The organism is Fictibacillus arsenicus (assembly GCF_001999465.1).
In the GTDB taxonomy this organism is placed as follows: Bacteria; Bacillota; Bacilli; order Bacillales; family Fictibacillaceae; genus Fictibacillus; species Fictibacillus arsenicus.
On sequence record NZ_MQMF01000003.1, the window covers coordinates 71,147 to 89,353 of the forward strand.

At 37.6% G+C, this 18,207-nt stretch carries 19 protein-coding genes; 15 read left to right on the top strand and 4 right to left on the bottom strand.

Going from position 1 to position 18,207, the window contains the following annotated elements:
• The first annotated feature begins 93 nt into the window (after positions 1 to 93).
• Positions 94 to 906 (top strand): histidinol-phosphatase, encoded by an 813-nt coding sequence (locus tag UN64_RS14340; RefSeq protein WP_077363960.1) that lies wholly within the window; start codon positions 94 to 96, stop codon positions 904 to 906.
• Between the two features lie 44 nt (positions 907 to 950).
• On the opposite strand, the gene serA is transcribed toward UN64_RS14340, so the two are convergent.
• Both serA and UN64_RS14350 read right to left on the bottom strand, forming a co-directional pair.
• Positions 951 to 2,525, bottom strand: a complete 1,575-nt coding sequence (gene serA / locus UN64_RS14345; RefSeq protein WP_245802045.1) for a phosphoglycerate dehydrogenase — start codon at positions 2,523 to 2,525, stop codon at positions 951 to 953.
• A 186-nt stretch (positions 2,526 to 2,711) separates the two neighbouring features.
• On the bottom strand, positions 2,712 to 2,960 hold the full coding sequence (locus UN64_RS14350) for a ferredoxin (protein WP_066290559.1): 249 nt from the start codon (positions 2,958 to 2,960) through the stop codon (positions 2,712 to 2,714).
• 231 nt (positions 2,961 to 3,191) lie between these two features.
• Here UN64_RS14350 and UN64_RS14355 point away from each other — a divergent pair, with 231 nt between their 5' ends.
• The 5 genes from UN64_RS14355 (at position 3,192) to UN64_RS14375 (ending at position 7,200) form a co-directional block, all read left to right on the top strand.
• Positions 3,192 to 4,262 carry a YpbB family protein gene (locus UN64_RS14355; RefSeq protein ID WP_077363964.1) on the top strand — a complete coding sequence of 357 codons (1,071 nt, stop codon included), beginning with the start codon at positions 3,192 to 3,194 and terminating at the stop codon, positions 4,260 to 4,262.
• Positions 4,240 to 5,733: a RecQ family ATP-dependent DNA helicase gene (locus UN64_RS14360; protein ID WP_077363966.1), complete on the top strand. Its 1,494-nt coding sequence runs from the start codon at positions 4,240 to 4,242 to the stop codon at positions 5,731 to 5,733. Before UN64_RS14355 ends, UN64_RS14360 begins: the two co-directional genes overlap by 23 nt.
• 8 nt (positions 5,734 to 5,741) lie before the next feature.
• Positions 5,742 to 6,344, top strand: coding sequence for a CPBP family intramembrane glutamic endopeptidase (locus UN64_RS14365; RefSeq protein ID WP_077363968.1), 603 nt, complete (start codon positions 5,742 to 5,744; stop codon positions 6,342 to 6,344).
• Positions 6,345 to 6,349: 5 nt separating this feature from the next.
• Positions 6,350 to 6,649, top strand: a complete 300-nt coding sequence (locus UN64_RS14370; protein WP_077363970.1) for a hypothetical protein — start codon at positions 6,350 to 6,352, stop codon at positions 6,647 to 6,649.
• A gap of 98 nt (positions 6,650 to 6,747) precedes the next feature.
• Positions 6,748 to 7,200, top strand: coding sequence for a DUF2663 family protein (locus UN64_RS14375; protein ID WP_077363972.1), 453 nt, complete (start codon positions 6,748 to 6,750; stop codon positions 7,198 to 7,200).
• A 4-nt stretch (positions 7,201 to 7,204) separates the two neighbouring features.
• Here the strand turns inward: UN64_RS14375 and UN64_RS14380 are convergent, their stop codons facing one another.
• On the bottom strand, positions 7,205 to 7,420 hold the full coding sequence (locus UN64_RS14380) for a hypothetical protein (protein WP_077363974.1): 216 nt from the start codon (positions 7,418 to 7,420) through the stop codon (positions 7,205 to 7,207).
• 172 nt (positions 7,421 to 7,592) lie between these two features.
• On the opposite strand from UN64_RS14380, the gene UN64_RS14385 reads away from it, so the two are divergent.
• The 6 genes from UN64_RS14385 to UN64_RS14410 all read left to right on the top strand — a co-directional run bounded on the left by UN64_RS14385 (position 7,593) and on the right by UN64_RS14410 (position 13,707).
• Positions 7,593 to 8,336, top strand: a complete 744-nt coding sequence (locus tag UN64_RS14385) for a metallophosphoesterase (RefSeq protein ID WP_077363976.1) — start codon at positions 7,593 to 7,595, stop codon at positions 8,334 to 8,336.
• A gap of 70 nt (positions 8,337 to 8,406) precedes the next feature.
• Complete coding sequence (locus tag UN64_RS14390) at positions 8,407 to 9,318, top strand: MerR family transcriptional regulator (RefSeq protein ID WP_077363978.1); 912 nt, start codon at positions 8,407 to 8,409, stop codon at positions 9,316 to 9,318.
• Between the two features lie 101 nt (positions 9,319 to 9,419).
• Positions 9,420 to 10,010 carry a genetic competence negative regulator gene (locus tag UN64_RS14395; protein WP_077363980.1) on the top strand — a complete coding sequence of 197 codons (591 nt, stop codon included), beginning with the start codon at positions 9,420 to 9,422 and terminating at the stop codon, positions 10,008 to 10,010.
• 165 nt (positions 10,011 to 10,175) lie between these two features.
• Positions 10,176 to 11,093 carry a D-alanine--D-alanine ligase family protein gene (locus UN64_RS14400; protein WP_077363982.1) on the top strand — a complete coding sequence of 306 codons (918 nt, stop codon included), beginning with the start codon at positions 10,176 to 10,178 and terminating at the stop codon, positions 11,091 to 11,093.
• Positions 11,094 to 11,336: 243 nt separating this feature from the next.
• Positions 11,337 to 12,620: a Glu/Leu/Phe/Val family dehydrogenase gene (locus UN64_RS14405; protein ID WP_077363984.1), complete on the top strand. Its 1,284-nt coding sequence runs from the start codon at positions 11,337 to 11,339 to the stop codon at positions 12,618 to 12,620.
• A gap of 100 nt (positions 12,621 to 12,720) precedes the next feature.
• Complete coding sequence (locus tag UN64_RS14410) at positions 12,721 to 13,707, top strand: YpdA family putative bacillithiol disulfide reductase (protein ID WP_077363986.1); 987 nt, start codon at positions 12,721 to 12,723, stop codon at positions 13,705 to 13,707.
• A gap of 296 nt (positions 13,708 to 14,003) precedes the next feature.
• Here the strand turns inward: UN64_RS14410 and UN64_RS14415 are convergent, their stop codons facing one another.
• Positions 14,004 to 14,972, bottom strand: coding sequence for an asparaginase (locus tag UN64_RS14415; RefSeq protein WP_077363988.1), 969 nt, complete (start codon positions 14,970 to 14,972; stop codon positions 14,004 to 14,006).
• A gap of 91 nt (positions 14,973 to 15,063) precedes the next feature.
• On the opposite strand from UN64_RS14415, the gene prsW reads away from it, so the two are divergent.
• The 3 genes from prsW to ypeB all read left to right on the top strand — a co-directional run bounded on the left by prsW (position 15,064) and on the right by ypeB (position 18,114).
• Complete coding sequence (gene prsW, locus UN64_RS14420; RefSeq protein ID WP_077363990.1) at positions 15,064 to 15,744, top strand: glutamic-type intramembrane protease PrsW; 681 nt, start codon at positions 15,064 to 15,066, stop codon at positions 15,742 to 15,744.
• Between the two features lie 120 nt (positions 15,745 to 15,864).
• Positions 15,865 to 16,746, top strand: a complete 882-nt coding sequence (gene sleB, locus UN64_RS14425) for a spore cortex-lytic enzyme (RefSeq protein ID WP_077363992.1) — start codon at positions 15,865 to 15,867, stop codon at positions 16,744 to 16,746.
• An 18-nt stretch (positions 16,747 to 16,764) separates the two neighbouring features.
• Positions 16,765 to 18,114, top strand: coding sequence for a germination protein YpeB (gene ypeB / locus UN64_RS14430; RefSeq protein WP_077363994.1), 1,350 nt, complete (start codon positions 16,765 to 16,767; stop codon positions 18,112 to 18,114).
• Positions 18,115 to 18,207 lie beyond the last annotated feature (93 nt).

Genomic DNA, 18,207 nt, shown 5'->3' on the forward strand with positions numbered 1-18,207 from the left:
ACTTTTTATAGGAGGAAAACTCGGAGCATAAATGCTTGATTGAGGGAGATATTCGTGGTACATATGGTAAAACGTTTTTAAAAGGAGATCAAAATGCTGACGGATTACCATGCTCATCTCGAAAAAGGTACTTTGACGATTGATTACTTAACGAAATTTGTAGAAACAGCAAAACAAAAAGGAATAGAAGAATTTGGGATTTCTGAACACGCTTATCATTTTTATGAAACGAAAAACATTGTTTCTAAACCTTGGATGGAAGAAAGACGCTATTATGCGATGGACGACTATGTAAATCTGTTTAAGAAAGCTGAAAAGTTAGATCTAGACGTAAGGATGTCTATTGAAATGGATTATACCCCAGGCAGCCACGAAGAGATGGAATCCTTCATTTCATCTTATCCCTTTGATTACGTGATTGGCTCTGTTCACTGGGTTGAAGATTTTGGAATCGATCTTGCAGAATTTAGAAAAGAATGGGATCGAAGGGATCTTTACGAAACATATAGAGCCTATTACGACCAAATCATAACGCTTGCACAATCAAATCTTTTTGATATTGTAGGACATATTGACTTGGTGAAAATTTTTAATCACGTTCCAAAAGACGAGGAATTTTTAATGGAGCAGTATGAGAGGGTAACAGACGCTTTGAAAAATTCAAAAACATGTGTGGAAATATCTTCAGCTGGTTTGCGCAAGCCTGTAGGAAGATTATACCCTGAACCTGAGCTTCTCTCACTATGCTATAAAAAAGGTATTCCAATTGTATTATCTTCTGATGCTCATGAACCTCACCAAGTTGGGGAAAACTATGAATCTTCTATAAAGCTTGCAAAAAAGACAGGATATACAACTCTTATGACTTTTAAGGATGGAGTACGAAAAGAAGTTGAATTGGGATAAATAAAAAAACTTGGCTCGTCAGAGCCAAGTTTTTTAAGTGTAATTTACAAGTCTAGGGGTTTACAGACGAGCAGATCGTCAATACTGACTAGTTCTTTTTGAATCTCTTCTGGCAGCTGTGAATCAAATGTTAATACCATCATTGCTTCACCGCCTGCTGATTTTCTTCCTACGTGCATCGTTGCGATATTTATTTTCCTTTCCCCTAAAAATGCACCTACTTTTCCTATAATACCGGGTGTATCACGATGTTCAATATATAAAAGAGATCCTTGGGGAACAAAATCTACTGTATATCCATTCAGTTGTATAATGCGTCCGCCAAACCCTTTAACTAAAGTAGCGGATAGTGTGAATGTCCTGTTTTGTCCGGTAACTTTAACATGAATAATATTTGGGTAGCCGTAGTCATCTGTACCTCGTTTTTCTCCTACTACAATTCCGCGTTCGTTGGCAGCCACCATACTGTTGACATCGTTGACAGGTCTGCCGAGTCTCGTTTTTAAGAAACCGCAAAGGAAGCTTCTGGTAAGTGATGTCGTATCTGTTTCAGAGAGTGAACCGCCATATCCGATGGAAATTTCAGTGACTGGCTCTTTGAAAAATTGTGTGGTAAACGACCCAAGTACATGTGAAAAGTCATAATAGGCTATAAGTTTTTCATAAGTATCTTTAGATAATGACGGAAAGTTAACAGCATGTTTTAAAGGTTTGTTTAATATAAACGACTTAATCTCATCGCTCGCCATATAAGCTACATTTTTTTGAGCCTGTATGGTTGAAGCGGCAATATGGGGAGTGACGATAACATTAGGGTGATCAATCAATGAACGGTTAACTGGAGGCTCTTGTTCAAATACATCCAGTGCACAGCCTGATAGGTGGCCAGTGTTCAAATAGTGCAAGAGAGCTTCTTCATCAATGATTCCCCCTCGGGCACAGTTGAGGATATAAGCTCCTTTTTTAGTATTTTTAAGGTTATCGTAATTTAACAGTTTGCGAGTATCTTTGGTAAGCGGGGTATGAACAGTAATAATATCACTTTGCTGAATGAGCGTATCAAGGTCAACAGAAGTAACAGATAATTCTTTTTGTTTTTCTAATGAAAAGTAAGGATCGAAAACAAGTACATTCATAGAAAAACTTTTAGCACGTTTTGCAAGTTCAGAACCTATGCGGCCCATTCCAATAATTCCAAGGGTTTTTTGGTAAAGTTCCTGGCCGGTATATTTTTTTCTATCCCATTCACCGGTCTTAACAGACTGGTTAGCTTGCGGGATATTACGTACAAGGGACATCATCATTGCCCATGTATGTTCAGCAGTTGAAATCGTATTGCCTTCAGGAGCATTAACAACCAGAACCCCTTTTTTGGTCGCTGCGGTAAGGTCGATGTTATCTACTCCAACACCAGCACGGGCAATAATCTTTAATCCGGAAAATCTTTCTAGAACTGATTCGGTAATTTTAGTCGCGCTTCTTACCATTATTCCCTCAATCATTTCAGGATCTTCGATATCATCAACCTTTCCGAAGATGAGTTTTACACCTTCGAGTTTTACTAAAGGTTCGATTCCATCGCTTGTAATGCCATCACACACTAATACGGTTGCTGTCACGTTTCCACCCCTCGAGTTCTTTATAAGTTGCATCAATATTTTGATAATTTAACACATTCTGAATAAGGGTACAACCATGTTTTTTAAGATAGCGGTTTCATAAAACAAAGAAACTAATTGACAATGAGAATCATCCTTAATAAAATAAATAAAAAAACCCTCTTAAAAGAGGGCTCGGAACTTAGTCTATTCGTATTTTAATGCATCGCCATCAAAAGGCTCATCGGCAACCTTAATTGAATCAGTCGGGCAGCCTTCAAAAGCGTCTTGCATATCTTCTAACAAAACGTCTGGAATTTCAACGATTCCTTGGTTCTCGTCTAGTGTTACAAATGCAATTCCTTCATCGTCATAATCGTAAATGTCTGGTGCTGCAGCTCCGCATGCTCCACATGCGATACAAGTTTCTTTGTCAACAATCGTATACTTTGGCATAATGAATACCTCCTAAGGAATTGGAAAACTAATCCGGTCATACATATTTAACCATTTTTTATTAAAGGGTCTTCTAATCATATTGTAATAAGTATCCCTCTACATTTCAATAGAAAATTAGTATCCTCATTTTATCTTTTATACCCAGCTTCCTTCAAAATATAACACTTTTACTCTCAATTCCCTATAATCTGATAAAATAGATATAAGAAAATAGAGTGGTGATAAAGTATGGATATTTATTTTGCCATAATCATGGACATTCTGCGAAAAGTAGATGGCAGCCGAAAATGCTCCGGCATTTATTACATAGTAACCGGGAAGAAAACCTCACAATCATTGTCAGATAGTCAATGGTTTGAGATAGAACAATATTATGCATCGCTAAAAGGATTAACGCTAGACGATTTTAACTCAATCATTGATCAACTATATACGGAAGAACTGATTATGCCTAAAGAAAACAATGTCTTTGTTGTAACTAAAAAAGGCGAAGAGTTCCTCGAGGAGACCAAGGACCGTTATTTATTCATTGGAAAGCTCAATGGTCTAAAATATGCTGCGATCGAACATAAATGCTGGCAGATCATTACTTTATTTGTACAGTCTTTATCAAACTCTCTTTATAATAACTTTGATTTTTCTCCAGTAATTAGAGAAAGTGAAGCAGCTGAAAAAGTAAAAATCCTCTTTCCAAGATCTGAACAGCAAAGAAACCATATTGCATCTCTTTTGTACAATGAGTTAAATACAGTATTGCAAACATGCGATCCCGGTGGTGCTGAAATCTTTGTTAAAAAATTGTCAGGTTACAAACGTATTGGAAATACATTTGAACAGTCTGCCAGAGAGTGGGGATCAACAAGAACTGAAACCGTTCTTCGCTTCCGTTCCGTGCTGCATCAAATTTTCAAGTCAATTAGAGAACAGCCCGAGAGGCATCTTGTATTAAATTCACTTATAGGGGATTTTATAGTTGTACCCGCCTTAACCAAATCCGCTTTGCAGACGTATCATCTGCTGAAAAAAGAAAAAGACATAAAAGAAATTATGAAAATCAGGAACTTAAAATTGAGTACAATGGAAGATCACCTCGTAGAAATCGCTCGGGAGATTCCTGAGTTTTCGATTCATCCTTACATAAGCGAGGAAGAAAAAGAAAGAGTTATCCTTTTTTATAATAAAACAAAAAAATTTAAGCTCAGGCCGATAAAAGAAGCATTTCCACATTTAACATATTTGCAAATACGGCTTGTTCTAGCAAAAGAGGGTGGGAAAAATGCAGTTGGAAGCGGCGCTTAAACAGTACTACGGTTTTGATGATTTCAGACCGGGACAAAAAGAAATATTAGAAGATATTCTTTCCGGTCATGATGTACTAGGAATGCTTCCCACTGGAACGGGGAAAACACTGATTTATCAGTTGGCAACCGTTTTATTGAAAGGCAGAGCTTTAATTGTTTCTCCGCTAGTGTCTCTTATGCAGGACCAAGTTGATCAGTTTAAACAAACTGGCTTTAAGAGAACAGTGGCGTTAAATAGTTTCTTGGATCATTCAGATAAACAATCGGTTTTGAATCACTTAAAAGATTACCAGTTTGTTTTTGTAAGTCCTGAGATCATGCAAAACAAATATATACGATCTGCTTTATTATCAGTCAACTGGTCGCTCTTTGTCGTAGATGAAGCGCATTGTATTTCTCAATGGGGACATGAATTCAGGCCATATTATTTGGATTTAGCATTTATTAGAAAAAAACTCGGAAACCCTGTATGTCTTGCATTAACGGCAACAGCTGCAGTAAAAGTGCAAGAAGATATCCTGAAGTATTTGGAAATGAAAGATGCAAAAGTTCATATACATAGTGTGAATCGACCGAATATCTCTATTTTTGTTGAATCCTTTTCAGATGTAGAACAAAAACTAGACAGAGCTTTAGAGCTAATAACAGAACTAAAAGGTCCTGGAATTGTTTATACAAATACGAGAAGAGGCGCTGAACAGCTTGTCACTGTACTTCATGAAAGAGGGATACAAGATGTTTCATATTATCACGGGGGTATGGATCAAGATGAGAGATTGCTAGTGCAGAAGCAATTTCTAAATTCGCAGCTGCAGCTGATCGTATGCACAAATGCATTTGGGATGGGTATAAACAAACCTGATATCAGGTTTGTGATTCATTATAATGCTCCAGCAAATGTAGAAGGGTACGTTCAGGAAATAGGACGTGCTGGAAGGGATTTGCAGCCATCAGCAGCGATTCTTCTTTATCATCCATCCGATCTAGAGATTCCATTTCACTTTATTGAAAATGAGCTTCCTGATGATAATCAAATAGATTACATTTTATCAGATTACGATGTACTTGCCGAACAGACCTTATCTGAACGTTTGCAGTTAGCAGGTATCTCTGAAACAGGGCAAAGATTTATGGAATACCATCTTAATAACTCAGGCGTATTGTACGAAAAATGTGTACCAGAAGTGAAAAGAGAATCGTTGAAAAAAATACTTAAGAAAAAGATAGAGGAAAGAAAAAGAGAAAAGTTAAATTCATTAAGAATGATTGAAAAGTGGATAATGGATGAAGGCTGTAAACGAAGCATGATGCTGAAATATTTCGGAGAAGAAGAAATAGCAGAGAAGGACTATTGCTGCAGCGGCTGTCAAGATGAATTGACCCGCTTTTACGGAAAAGAAGAAAAAGAGACCCATATTTATCAAGTATGGGAAGATGAGCTCAAACGGTTATTTAGACAGGAAGTGTAACAACAAATATGAACAATTCTCATGACAGAAACTTGATAAATGATTTTACCCCAAAAGAATTATTATTGAATGTTTATATCTCGCAAGGTTTATTTTTAGTTATCGCTTGTGTTATTGCTTTTTTCTTTGATGTTCCTTTTCCCTGGAATATGGATAGTACACTAACAAGTAAAGATCTAGTATTAGCAGGAGCAACAGGATTGTTTTTACCTTTTTTATCTATAGAATTAAAAAAAAGACTTCCTCCTCATTATTTGGACGATGGAGGAATTAATGAAAAAATCTTCAGCTCCTTATCGTATCCTCATATCTTTATTTTGACAGGTATAATTGCATTTACAGAGGAATGGCTATTCCGCGGAGTATTACAATCTTTATTAGGTTTAGTTCTTACAAGTCTTATTTTTTCACTTCTTCATGTCCGATATATTAGAAAGCCAATATTATTCAGTATTGTTACCCTTTTAAGTTTTTGGCTTGGCCTTTTATATGAGTTGACTGAAACAATATGGGTTCCGTTTCTTGCTCATTTCTTAATTGATTTTATTTCGGGCTGCTGGATTGCCCGAGAACATAAAAAAGGCAGGAAAGACAACGAAAATGGAGTGTGACTTAAATGGAGAAAGATCAGGCAGAAAATCTTAGAATGAAAGCCTCAGATATAAGCGGATTTCAAACAAGTACACTTCCATCGAGAAGTGAAGTGCATGGAAAGAAGAAAGAGGTCAAAAAAAAGAAAGAGAATCACCGGAAACAGAGAAAAATGTCTATGTTTTGGGTGACAAGACTGCTGCTTTTTTCTTTTATTTTATTGATTGGTGTGACTGTGACTTATAAATATTGGTCACAGAAAGTATCCACGCCAGTCCACAGTGAAGATAAAAAGGGTGTTGAGCAAGTGGAGATCGAACGATAAAGACCGTCGGGACTCAATTGATTCCTGACGGTCTTTATTTTATTTGAAAGCATGAATCTCTTTGTATAGGCATAATTATTCTATAGGAGGTTTTGTGTATGAACGCATTGAATCACTGGAGGATAAAGCCTTTTGTTAATCAGCTGACAAGTATCGTATTAGCACAGCTCGTAGAGAAGAAAGCAGAAAAAGACAGATGGAAAAAAGCAATTAATCAATGGGGATTGTCAATGATTTTTGTTGTAATTGCCACGTTTGTTTATCTATATTTTTTAAAACTTCCTGAAGCATCACCCTTTGAAAATCCATTAACCCTTATTTTCGCCGATGAGATGGTTTGGATCTGTACTGTCTTTATCATTTTCTCTAGTTTTCATATGATTTGGATGAAAAAAAAATACAAAAAAGCAGATGATGATTTCGAAGCGATCCGTTCAGATTTTATTGATCGAAATGAAGAATGGTGGAGCGATGAGGAACAATGGGATCAGAGGCATATCGTATTTGAATTTATGAAAAAAGAGTACAACATTAATATCTTTCATAAATAAAAGGTTATTGGCATGGACATCCGAAAAATAATACAGAATCTCTATCATGGTGCTGACCTTGTATGCTTACAGTCATTTCACAAAAATGATCTATTCTGCCAAAGGCAATGGTTTGGTGTGATTCTGGGCAATAAACTTCTATAGGCAAACCAAGTCGCATGCTATATGATAAATCATGGTCAGTAACGAGAGATTTGTTCTTTAATTTAGTTAATGTCATGATGTTAGTCCTCTCTATATTTTTGTTATTCTTATTAATTATCATACGTTAAATTTACAAATTTTTCAACTAATACTTTTTAAATATTCAAAAAATTAACCCGTATATATCCATTTTATTAGCTTTAAACAGTTTTGTGTTATGATCATTTAAACAATTGCAGGAGGCAGTAATGATTTACATTTTCTTATTAGCTGTATTTACACTTACAGTATTTATGTATATTGAAGCACACAGAAATAGTGTCAGTTTAGATACCATAAACATAGACAAACTCCCTGGTTCTTTTAAGAATTTTAAAATCTTTTTCATTTCTGACATCCATCGAAGAACAATTTCAAAAAAACTTATTGAAATAGCAGGAAAAGCTGACATTGTAATAATCGGAGGGGACTTAGTAGAAAAAGGAGTTACGATGGATAGGGTGGAAGATAATATAAAAATGCTGTCTAAAATTGGACCTGTTCATTTTGTATGGGGAAACAATGATTACGACGTAGATATTACTTTGTTAAAGAACACCATTTTAAATAATGGCGCAATCATTTTAGATAATACTAATATTTCCTTGAAAAGAAACAATGAAGTTCTTGATATTGCAGGAATAAACGATCTTTCTTTTGGAAGAGACAGATTGGAAGATGCGGTAAGGAATTGCAGTTCTTCATGCCGTATCCTCATCAGTCACAATCCAGATATATCAAGAAAAATCAGGGAAGAGTATCAAGTTCGCTTAGTGCTTTCGGGGCATACACACGGCGGCCAAATCAGGCTGGGACCATTGGGGATCGCTAAAAGAGGCGGATGGTATGATGAAGGGTATTACAAGCTTTTAGTCAGCAATGGCTTTGGTGCAACACATATGCCTCTCCGATTGGGTGCACCTTGTGAGGCACATCTGATTACTCTCGGTTAAGGTAAAAAGTTTACAGTGCAATGTTTTTTCAGATATACTCTTCTTAACTTATTTTTTGGAGGAAGTGCAGATGTCTTGTGAAGGGAAGTACAACATTAAAGCGGTCTCCAAAATGCTTGGTATACAAGCTGGTACTCTAAGAGCCTGGGAAAGACGCTATTCTATTGTTCAGCCTCATAGAAATGAAGCTGGGCACCGATTATATACCGATGAACAAGTATACATATTAAAATGGCTAGTGAATAAAGTAAATCAAGGATTCACAATAAGCCAAGCGGTCGATGTTGCCCAAAACGGGGAACTTTATAAAGAAGCAGCACCTTTTTCAATTGAAAATACAGATCGTGCTGCTGAAATGTCCAAAATGATTTTAGATGCTTTGCTTTCGTTTCAGGAAAAGAAAGCTAACGATCTATTGAGTCAGGCATTCAGCATGTATAATTTGGAAAAAGTCATAATTGATATTTTGGGTACATTATTAGTACAGGTAGGCCATCTTTGGGAAGATCAAAAAATAACAGTTGCACACGAACACTTTACTTCATCCTTTCTCCGAACTAAAATTGGACAACTTATGCAATGGCTTCCTTCTGACCCTTATTTGCCTAAGGTTATTGCAAGCTGCGGTATAGAAGAGGAACATGAATTAGGTCTCTTGATGTTTACATTGTTCTTAAGACGTAAAGGATTCGAAGTGATCTATTTAGGTCATGGAATTCCAGAGAAAGACTTTGAAGTTGTTTTAAAGGAAGTGGGGCCTAGGATGGTATTTTTATCGTGTACAATTGTGGATCCCGCGATAAAAACATTAGGATGGGCTAAAGATCTTAATGGGAAATTCCCTGAAACTTCTTTTGGTGTGGGGGGATCCGCAGTTAGCCATCTGTCTTCAGAAGTTCAGGAGACATACAGCGAGCTGTTAATCGGCGGCACAAAAGCAGAATGGGAAGACTGGATTTCTAAGAAGCTTAAAAATAAATAATGATGGCAGATATAATTGGCTTGTTTGTTAATCACCAACTTTTCACAAACTCATATATTGTAATTAAGACATAATAGCGCCGATCGTAAGGGGGACCAGAGATGCGGGTAGAACGGTTAACCTATAATAAAATAAAGATCTTCCTAACTTTTGATGATTTGAATGAACGTGGTATTTCAAAAGAAGAAATATGGCAAGACATTCCGAAAGTACATCAGCTTTTCCGTGATATGATGACTGAAGCTGATGATGAGGTAGGATTTAAAGCTGACGGTCCTATTGCGGTTGAAGTATTTTCACTTCCTGCTCAAGGTATGGTTGTTATTGTTACAAAAGGTATCAATGAGTATGATCTGGAAGAAGAATATGATGAAGATTATATAGAGATGCAAGTAACTTTGGACGAGAATGATGAAATTTTTTATGAGTTTTCATCCTTTGAAGATGTTATCCTCCTAGCGAACCGTCTTTATTCACTAGAAATAAAGGGTGGCAGGTTGTTCTCTTTTAATAATCATTTTTACTTAAAATTTGAAGAGGAAGAAGTTAAACCACTTGATCTGGATTTATTTATTGCAATTCTTGCTGAATTCGGGAGTTCCTCAACTATTACAAGCTATAGAGTAATCGAATATGGAAAAGAACTAATGAAGACTGAAGCAGTAGAAGAGCTTCATCGTTATTTTAAATAACAAAACAGGAAGGAGGGCGCAAAATTTCTGCGTCCTCATTTATGTTTTACCTACCTGATTTCTTAAAAATCGTGTTATGATTAGTAATATTTTTTTATTGCTGAACAGTAAAAAAGTCAGGGAATATAATAAATACATAAACTTTTGGGCTAGGAGTGACCATTAATGAAAATTGCAGTCTTATATGGCGGAGTATCTGCTGAAAGGGAAGTTTCATTATCTACAGGAAAACAAATTATTGCTGCTCTTGAAAGCAAGGGACATGATGTTATCGGTATCGATTTTCACCCATCGCGATTACATGAGTTGCTCGATATGGAAGCAGATGTTGTCTTTTTAGGGCTTCACGGCAAGTATGGAGAGGACGGACGTCTTCAGGGACTTTTAGATATGATGAATATTCCATATGTCGGATCTGGTGCTTTAGCATCAGGAATTGCAATGGATAAAGCAAAATCAAAACAGTTCTTTAAAGAAGCAGGCATCAATATTGCAAAAGAAAAGGTATTATACAAAAAATCTTATAAGGAAGATCAGACAGAATTAACTTTCGATTTTCCAGCTGTAGTTAAGCCGAATAGAGAGGGATCAACAATTGGGTTAACAATTGCTCAAAACAGGGAAGAACTTCTTAAAGGGATCGCTGAGGCATTCATGCATGATGATACGGTCCTAGTGGAGCAATTCGTAAGCGGTAAAGAGGTAACAGTTGCTGTAATGGGTGAGCATGGCAAGATGCAAGCATTGCCGGTCGTTGAAATTGAGCCTAAAAATGCCTATTATGATTATGAATCGAAATATGCTGAGGGTGGAAGTATACACTATGTTCCTGCGAGACTAGATGAAGAAACAACTGCATTATTACAGAAACAGGCTGTTGCTGCGCATGAAGTTCTAGGGTGCGAAGTTTACTCCCGTGTAGATTTTATCGTTCCTCACGATGGTACAGAGCCTGTTATTTTGGAAGTAAATACTCTTCCTGGCATGACACCGACAAGTCTTTTTCCAGATGCAGCGAAGGAAATAGGCATGGATTATCCTGCTATGATTGAAAAATTAATTGAGTTATCTTTAAAAAAATAATGATTAAAATCAATACCCCATCTGTTAATGAATGGTGGGGTTGATTCCTGCGAAACTGGACAAACAATGACAATAGGTATATTGGCAGAATATTAGGTATTTTCGTAACAGTATGTGATTAAGAAAGCGTTTTCTTTTTAGGTGAAATTCACTAAATTTTTCTTCTCAACAGTCTTGCAAAGGTGTATACTGTCACTGAAGCTTGACTAAACTTTAGAGGTGACAAATATGGGAGGTAAACAAATGACAGCCCAAAATACTACAGACCAAAAATCCGACAATCATCAGGAAAATGACAATGTGCTCCAATCCACGCAATCCGTTATAGCGGATGCGCTCGATAAATTAGGATATTCTTCCGAAGTTTTTGAGTTGCTTAAAGAGCCAATCCGTATGCTTACTGTCCGCATACCGGTTAAAATGGATGATGGAAGCACTAAAATTTTTACAGGATATCGTGCCCAGCACAATGATGCTGTTGGTCCAACAAAGGGCGGCGTTCGTTTTCATCCGAATGTATCAGAAACAGAAGTTAAAGCGCTATCAATTTGGATGAGTTTAAAAGCAGGAATTGTAGATCTGCCATACGGCGGCGGTAAAGGCGGAATCATCTGTGATCCGCGTACGATGTCTTTCAGAGAGCTTGAGAGATTAAGCCGCGGATATGTACGAGCTATCAGTCAGCTCGTAGGACCTACAAAAGATATACCTGCCCCAGATGTATTTACAAATTCGCAGATCATGGCTTGGATGATGGATGAATACAGCAGAATCAGAGAGTTTGACTCTCCAGGTTTCATTACTGGAAAACCTCTTGTACTTGGTGGATCTCACGGACGTGAAACAGCGACTGCAAAAGGTGTTACAATCTGTATTCGAGAAGCTGCTGCAAAAAAAGGTATTCAGCTTGAAGGCGCTCGTGTCGTTGTACAAGGATTTGGTAATGCAGGAAGCTTCCTTGCTAAATTCATGCACGATGCTGGAGCGAGAGTAATCGCGATTTCAGACGCTTATGGCGGTCTTCATGACCCTGAAGGACTTGATATCGATTATCTTCTTGAACGCAGAGACAGCTTTGGTACGGTTACAAAATTATTTAAAGACACAATAACAAATCAAGAACTGTTAGAACTTGATTGCGATATTTTAGTACCTGCTGCGATTGAAAATCAGATTACAGAAAAAAATGCTCACCAGATTAAAGCTACAATTGTAGTTGAAGCTGCAAATGGACCAACAACTCTTGAGGCAACTCGTATCTTATCAGAAAGAGGAGTCCTCCTTGTTCCTGACGTACTAGCAAGTGCTGGTGGAGTAACAGTTTCTTACTTTGAATGGGTTCAGAATAACCAAGGGTATTATTGGACTGAAGAAGAAGTTGAACAGAAGCTTGAAAAAGTTATGGTTAAATCGTTTGATACGGTTTATACAACAGCTATGAACAGAAAAGTTAACATGAGACTAGCCGCTTATATGGTCGGTGTTCGTAAGATGGCTGAGGCTTCCCGATTCAGAGGCTGGATTTAATATTTTGCAATTGAAATCTAAATCTCCTATCATATGATGATAGGAGATTTTTTTATTTGGCAACATAAAGATATGACGTGTTTTTTGGAGTGGTGAAAAAGTGAAAGTAGATGTTTGTATAATTGGAGGAGGACCATGCGGCTTGGCGGCTGCGTTGGCGCTTCAGAATAAGGGCATAACATATTGTGTGATTGAAAAGGGAAATGTGGTTAACACCATTTACAATTACCCCACGCATCAAACGTTTTTTAGCACTAGTGAAAAGCTGGAGATCGGAGGTTTTCCTTTTGTTCATGAACAAAGAAAACCAAAGAGAATTCATGCTCTGACATATTATAGAGAAGTTGTAAAAAGAAACAATTTAAAATTGCGCACTTTAGAAAAAGCTGTATCTGTTGAAAAGAATAATGAAGGTACATTTTCGGTAAGAACGTTGAACCGAAAAAATGAAGAAACGAACTATGAAGCAAAGTACGTTATTATCGCAACTGGGTACTATGATAATCCGAACTTAATGAATATTAAAGGAGAAGATCTGCCTCATGTCTATCACTACTTCCATGAAGGACATCCCTACTATAATTTGGATGTCGCTGTGATCGGAGGCAAAAATTCTGCCATCGATGCTGCATTGGAACTGCAAAAAGCAGGGGCGCGTCCTCATGTCTTTTATCGGGGAAGTGAATACTCGCCTAGCATCAAACCATGGGTTCTTCCTGAGTTTGAAGCGTGTGTCAAAGCAGGCACGATCAAGATGACGTTTGAATCATGTGTCAAAGAGATTAATGAAGATGAAATTATTGTGGAGATCGATGGAGAAGAAGCTGTGTTCTCAGTTCAAGCAGTTTTCGCAATGACAGGATACCATCCTGACCACGATTTTATCTCAAATATGGGTGTAAGTATTGATTCTGAGACTGGCCGGCCATTTTTCTCTGAAGACACGATGGAAACAAATGTTGAAGGACTCTTTATTGCAGGTGTAATTGCTGCTGGCAACAATGCAAATGAAATCTTCATCGAGAATGGAAGATTTCATGGAGAAATAATAGCCAGCACCATTGAAAAACGCGAAAAAAGCCAATAATCCTTAAATGGGTTATGGCTTTTTTGTTAAATAGTTGAGTATAAAAACCAGAATCTTTTCTTGGTTTTTATTTATGGCAAGGTTGATATCTTAGATCGTCCATCAAAGGTATACTTATCGTACGGTTGTTCATTTTTATTGGACATGCAAGGTTTTATGCACGGTAATTTATTTTTTATGCACGGTGACTCATGTTATATGCACGGTAATCGAGTTTTAATCCACGGTAATCTGATATTTATAGAAAATTCGACAGAAACACACGCGATCATTCACGCTAAAATTAAAGTTAAAGTTTAAGTCAAAAACAACTGCTGCAATCTCTCGGGTGAGTTTGTATGCTCAAGTGCAATCATCAGTTTCAGTCTAGCTTTTTGTCCATTTAAACCGTTTGAGAAAACAACACCAAGCTCTTTAAGATGTTTTCCGCCGCCTTCATATGAATAGATATCTTGTGCAATACCGTTAAAGCATCTGGACACAAGCACGACAGGAATTTTACGGGAGATGAGCTCTTGGATGGCAGGAACAGTTGCTGGGGGCAAATTTCCCTGTCCAAGTGCTTCGATCACAACACCGTCAGCAGTTTTTGATGCGGCCTTTATCAATTCTCCATCCATTCCTGCATAGGCTTTTAATAATATGACGTTCTTAGAAAATTGTTTTACTTGAAAACGGCTTGAACGCAGAGGGGTATGATGAAAGAGCACTCCTCTTTTTGTAACGATTCCGATTGGTCCATACTGCGGGCTTTGAAAAGTAGCAATATTGCTCGTATGCGTTTTTGTCACATTTTTTGCAGCGTGGATTTCATCATTAAATACGACGAGAACACCTTTGCCTAATGATTGTTGTTCGCAGGCGACTCTTACCGAAGAAATAAGATTATAAGGTCCATCAGAGCCGTGTTCATTGCTGGACCTCATAGCGCCAGTAATGATTACCGGGATCGGAGTTTCTAAAATTAGGTCAAGAACGTAAGCTGTTTCTTCCAATGTATCCGTACCATGTGTGATAACTAGCCCATCATATTGATCTGCTTCTGTCTGTTCATTAATGAATGAAGCAAGTTCAAGCATGTGAAAAGGAGTAATATGAGGAGAAGGCAGGTTAACGTAGTTCTTTACCACGATTTCGGCTATATCAGACAGTTCTGAGATTGTGGCTTCAAGTGGATGTGTCTCTTTCGTGTTGACACCGCCTGTGTTCTTATTCTCTTCCATTGCAATTGTTCCGCCTGTATGAATCAGTAATATTTTTTTCAATATTGCCGCCCTCCTTGTTCTTATTGTTCTCTATTCCACTTCTTAAAATATCATGTTACGATAGAAAAAAACAGTAGAAAAGAGGCAGGACATGCTAGCTGTAATTTCTGCAGCGGTGGCTCCGGCTATTGCTCTATTATCATTTTTTTACCTTAAGGATAAATATGAAACTGAACCTTTATCGTTAGTAGTAAAGGTCTATATATTTGGAGTTCTTCTCGTTTTTCCTGTGATGGTCCTGCAATTTGGATTTAAGGAAGAGATGGACGTCCCTTTATTTGCTGATGCTTTTTTTGTCAGCGGAACTCTCGAGGAATTTTTAAAATGGTTCTTAGTTTTTTATGGTGCTTACCTTCATGAAGAATTTAATGAACCATATGATGGAATCGTTTATGCAACCGCGTTATCACTCGGCTTTGCATCCTTGGAAAACATTTTTTATCTGTACACGTTCGGGATCGAAGAAGCATTGATTCGTGCGCTTCTTCCAGTAAGCGGGCATGCTCTGTTTGGAGTTATCATGGGTTTTTATCTAGGAAAAGGGAAATTTTCTACTGGAAAGAAAAAAGTCATTTATTTAAGTCTTTCTCTAATCATCCCTGTTCTTCTTCATGGAATTTTTAATTCCTTGCTTCTATCAAGCACTAAATATATCTTCTTCTATATGTTCCCGTTCATGATTTTCCTATGGTGGTTCGCTTTAAGAAAAGTAAGAATTGCTAATTCTTCATTAAACCCATATCGAAATGCTGATGCTAAGACTGGTATTTAACCGGTCTTTTTTTGTTTTCTTCTACACTGTGACTTTGAAATTGAATAAAAAAAACCGGATTACAAATGATACATGTATAACAAGAAATGGAGATTAAAATTACAGGAGGCTAACTTTCTCATGAAAAGAAATTCAGCTTACATAAAGGGAGCGTTTTTTGCAATCGCCCTTTGTTTTGGGTTATTTGCTGGATTTGGTCAAAACAATGCACATGCGTTTTCGAACCAAGTCATACAAAAAGGAGCAACTGGAGACGATGTTGTTGAACTTCAATCCCGTCTTCAATATTTAGGCTTTTACACAGGAAACATTGACGGTGTTTTTGGGTGGAGAACCTATTGGGCATTACGAAACTTCCAATATGAATTTGGTATGGATATAGACGGCTTAGCTGGAACGACAACGAAGCAAAAACTTGTGAAAGCTTCTAAGTATGATAAAGCCTGGGTGAATAAGCAAATTAATTCAGGCAAGAAATTTTCATACTATGGCGGAGTTCAAAAGAGCAAACAGACAAAAAGCGGAGGTGCCAAAGGCGGGGCTGCAAAAGGTACATCGAAGGGCACAGCACAAGGCAAAGCTGGAGGCGGGCAAGCAACAGCTAAACCAGCACAAGTAAAACCTGCTAAAAACATCCCAGATGGCTACTCGCAAAATGACATTGCTTTAATGTCAAATGCTGTTTATGGCGAAGCACGCGGTGAACCTTACATCGGACAAGTAGCAGTAGCAGCTGTAATCATTAACCGTGTTGAAGATTCAGCTTTTCCAAACACTGTTTCTGGTGTTATTTTTGAACCCGGAGCTTTTACAGCAGTTGCTGACGGACAAATTTACCTAACCCCTAATAAACAGGCCAAAAAAGCTGTAATGGACGCTTTAAATGGCTGGGATCCAACGGGTGAAGCCATTTATTACTTTAACCCTGATACAGCAACTTCAGGCTGGATCTGGGGACGTCCTCAAATCAAGAAAATCGGAAAGCACATTTTTTGTAACTAATAAAGGGGTGAACATATAATGATACGCACAATCCTTATTGCACTGTTGTTCGTTGCTGTAGCAGGGACAGGATATTGGGGCTATACAGAGCACCAAGAAAAGAATGCTATTCTTCTGCAGGCAGAAAATAACTATCAGCGGGCTTTCCATGATCTGAATTTCCATGTTGATTCACTTCATGACAAGATTGGAGAAACGCTGGCTATGAACTCCAGAAATCAGCTTTCACCTGCATTAGCTCAAGTTTGGAGATTAACATCTGAAGCTCATAATGATGTAGGACAGCTCCCATTAGCGCTGCTTCCATTCAATAAAACAGAAGAATTCTTAGCTAAAATGGGAGAATTCAGTTACAGAACAGCAGTTCGAGATCTAGATAAAAATCCATTATCTGATAAAGAATATAAGACTTTGAAGGACTTGTACGCTAACGCAAAAGAAATACAGAATGAACTGCGAAGAACAGAATCATTGGCTCAAAAAAACAATCTCCGCTGGATGGATGTAGAGATGGCACTGGCAACAAATAAGACGCAGGAAGATAATACGATAATCGATGGTTTTAAAACTGTAGATAAGAATGTTGAAGGATATTCAGAAGTGAATTTCGGTCCTGAAGTATCCAACATGATGAAGATGAAAAACCGTGATCTAAGCCAGTTAAAAGGAAAAAAGATTACGAAAGAAGAAGCTAAAAAGATTGCTATCGAGTTTTTCGATCTTAAGAAAAATGTAAAGATAACAGTTGAAAAATCAGGTAAAGATGCGAAATACGATGCCTATTCACTAACTCTTTACAACCCAGACACTAAAGGTACAACTTATATGGACATTACACAGAAAGGCGGTTACCCGCTTTATGTGCTCTATGACCGCAGTGTAGGCAAGCCGAAAATATCACTGAATGATGCCATGTTCCAGGCTGAAGACTTCTTAAAAAAACACATGGAGAGCAAGATGGAAATGGTATCGAGTGATCAATATGACAATATTGCTGTATTCACCTATGCAAGGCTTGAAGATGATGTTCGAATCTATCCAGAAGTGGTTACTGTAAAAGTCGCCCTCGATAACGGTGATATTATGGGTTATGAAGGTACTGACTTCCTGCTGGCTCATCAGGATAGACGTATTCCAGAATTCAAAATTACGGAGAAAGAAGCAAGAACTAATCTGAATCCGAAGTTTGAAGTAAAGGAAGTAAGCAGGGCTTTGATTAGAAATGATATTAATGAAGAGGTTTTCTGCTATGAATTCCTTGGGGTACTCGGAAATGAAACATATCAAGTGTTCATCAATGCAGAGAACGGAAACGAAGAAGAAGTTAAAAAGCTGAAAGAAGCAGAACCTTCTTATAATGAGATCTAAATAAAATGCTGTTTTCGTAAGCTTTGTTGCTCTCGATGAGACTCGCTTTCCGCATGGTGTGCGGTGAGCCAATTCGTCACCTTGCGACATCGA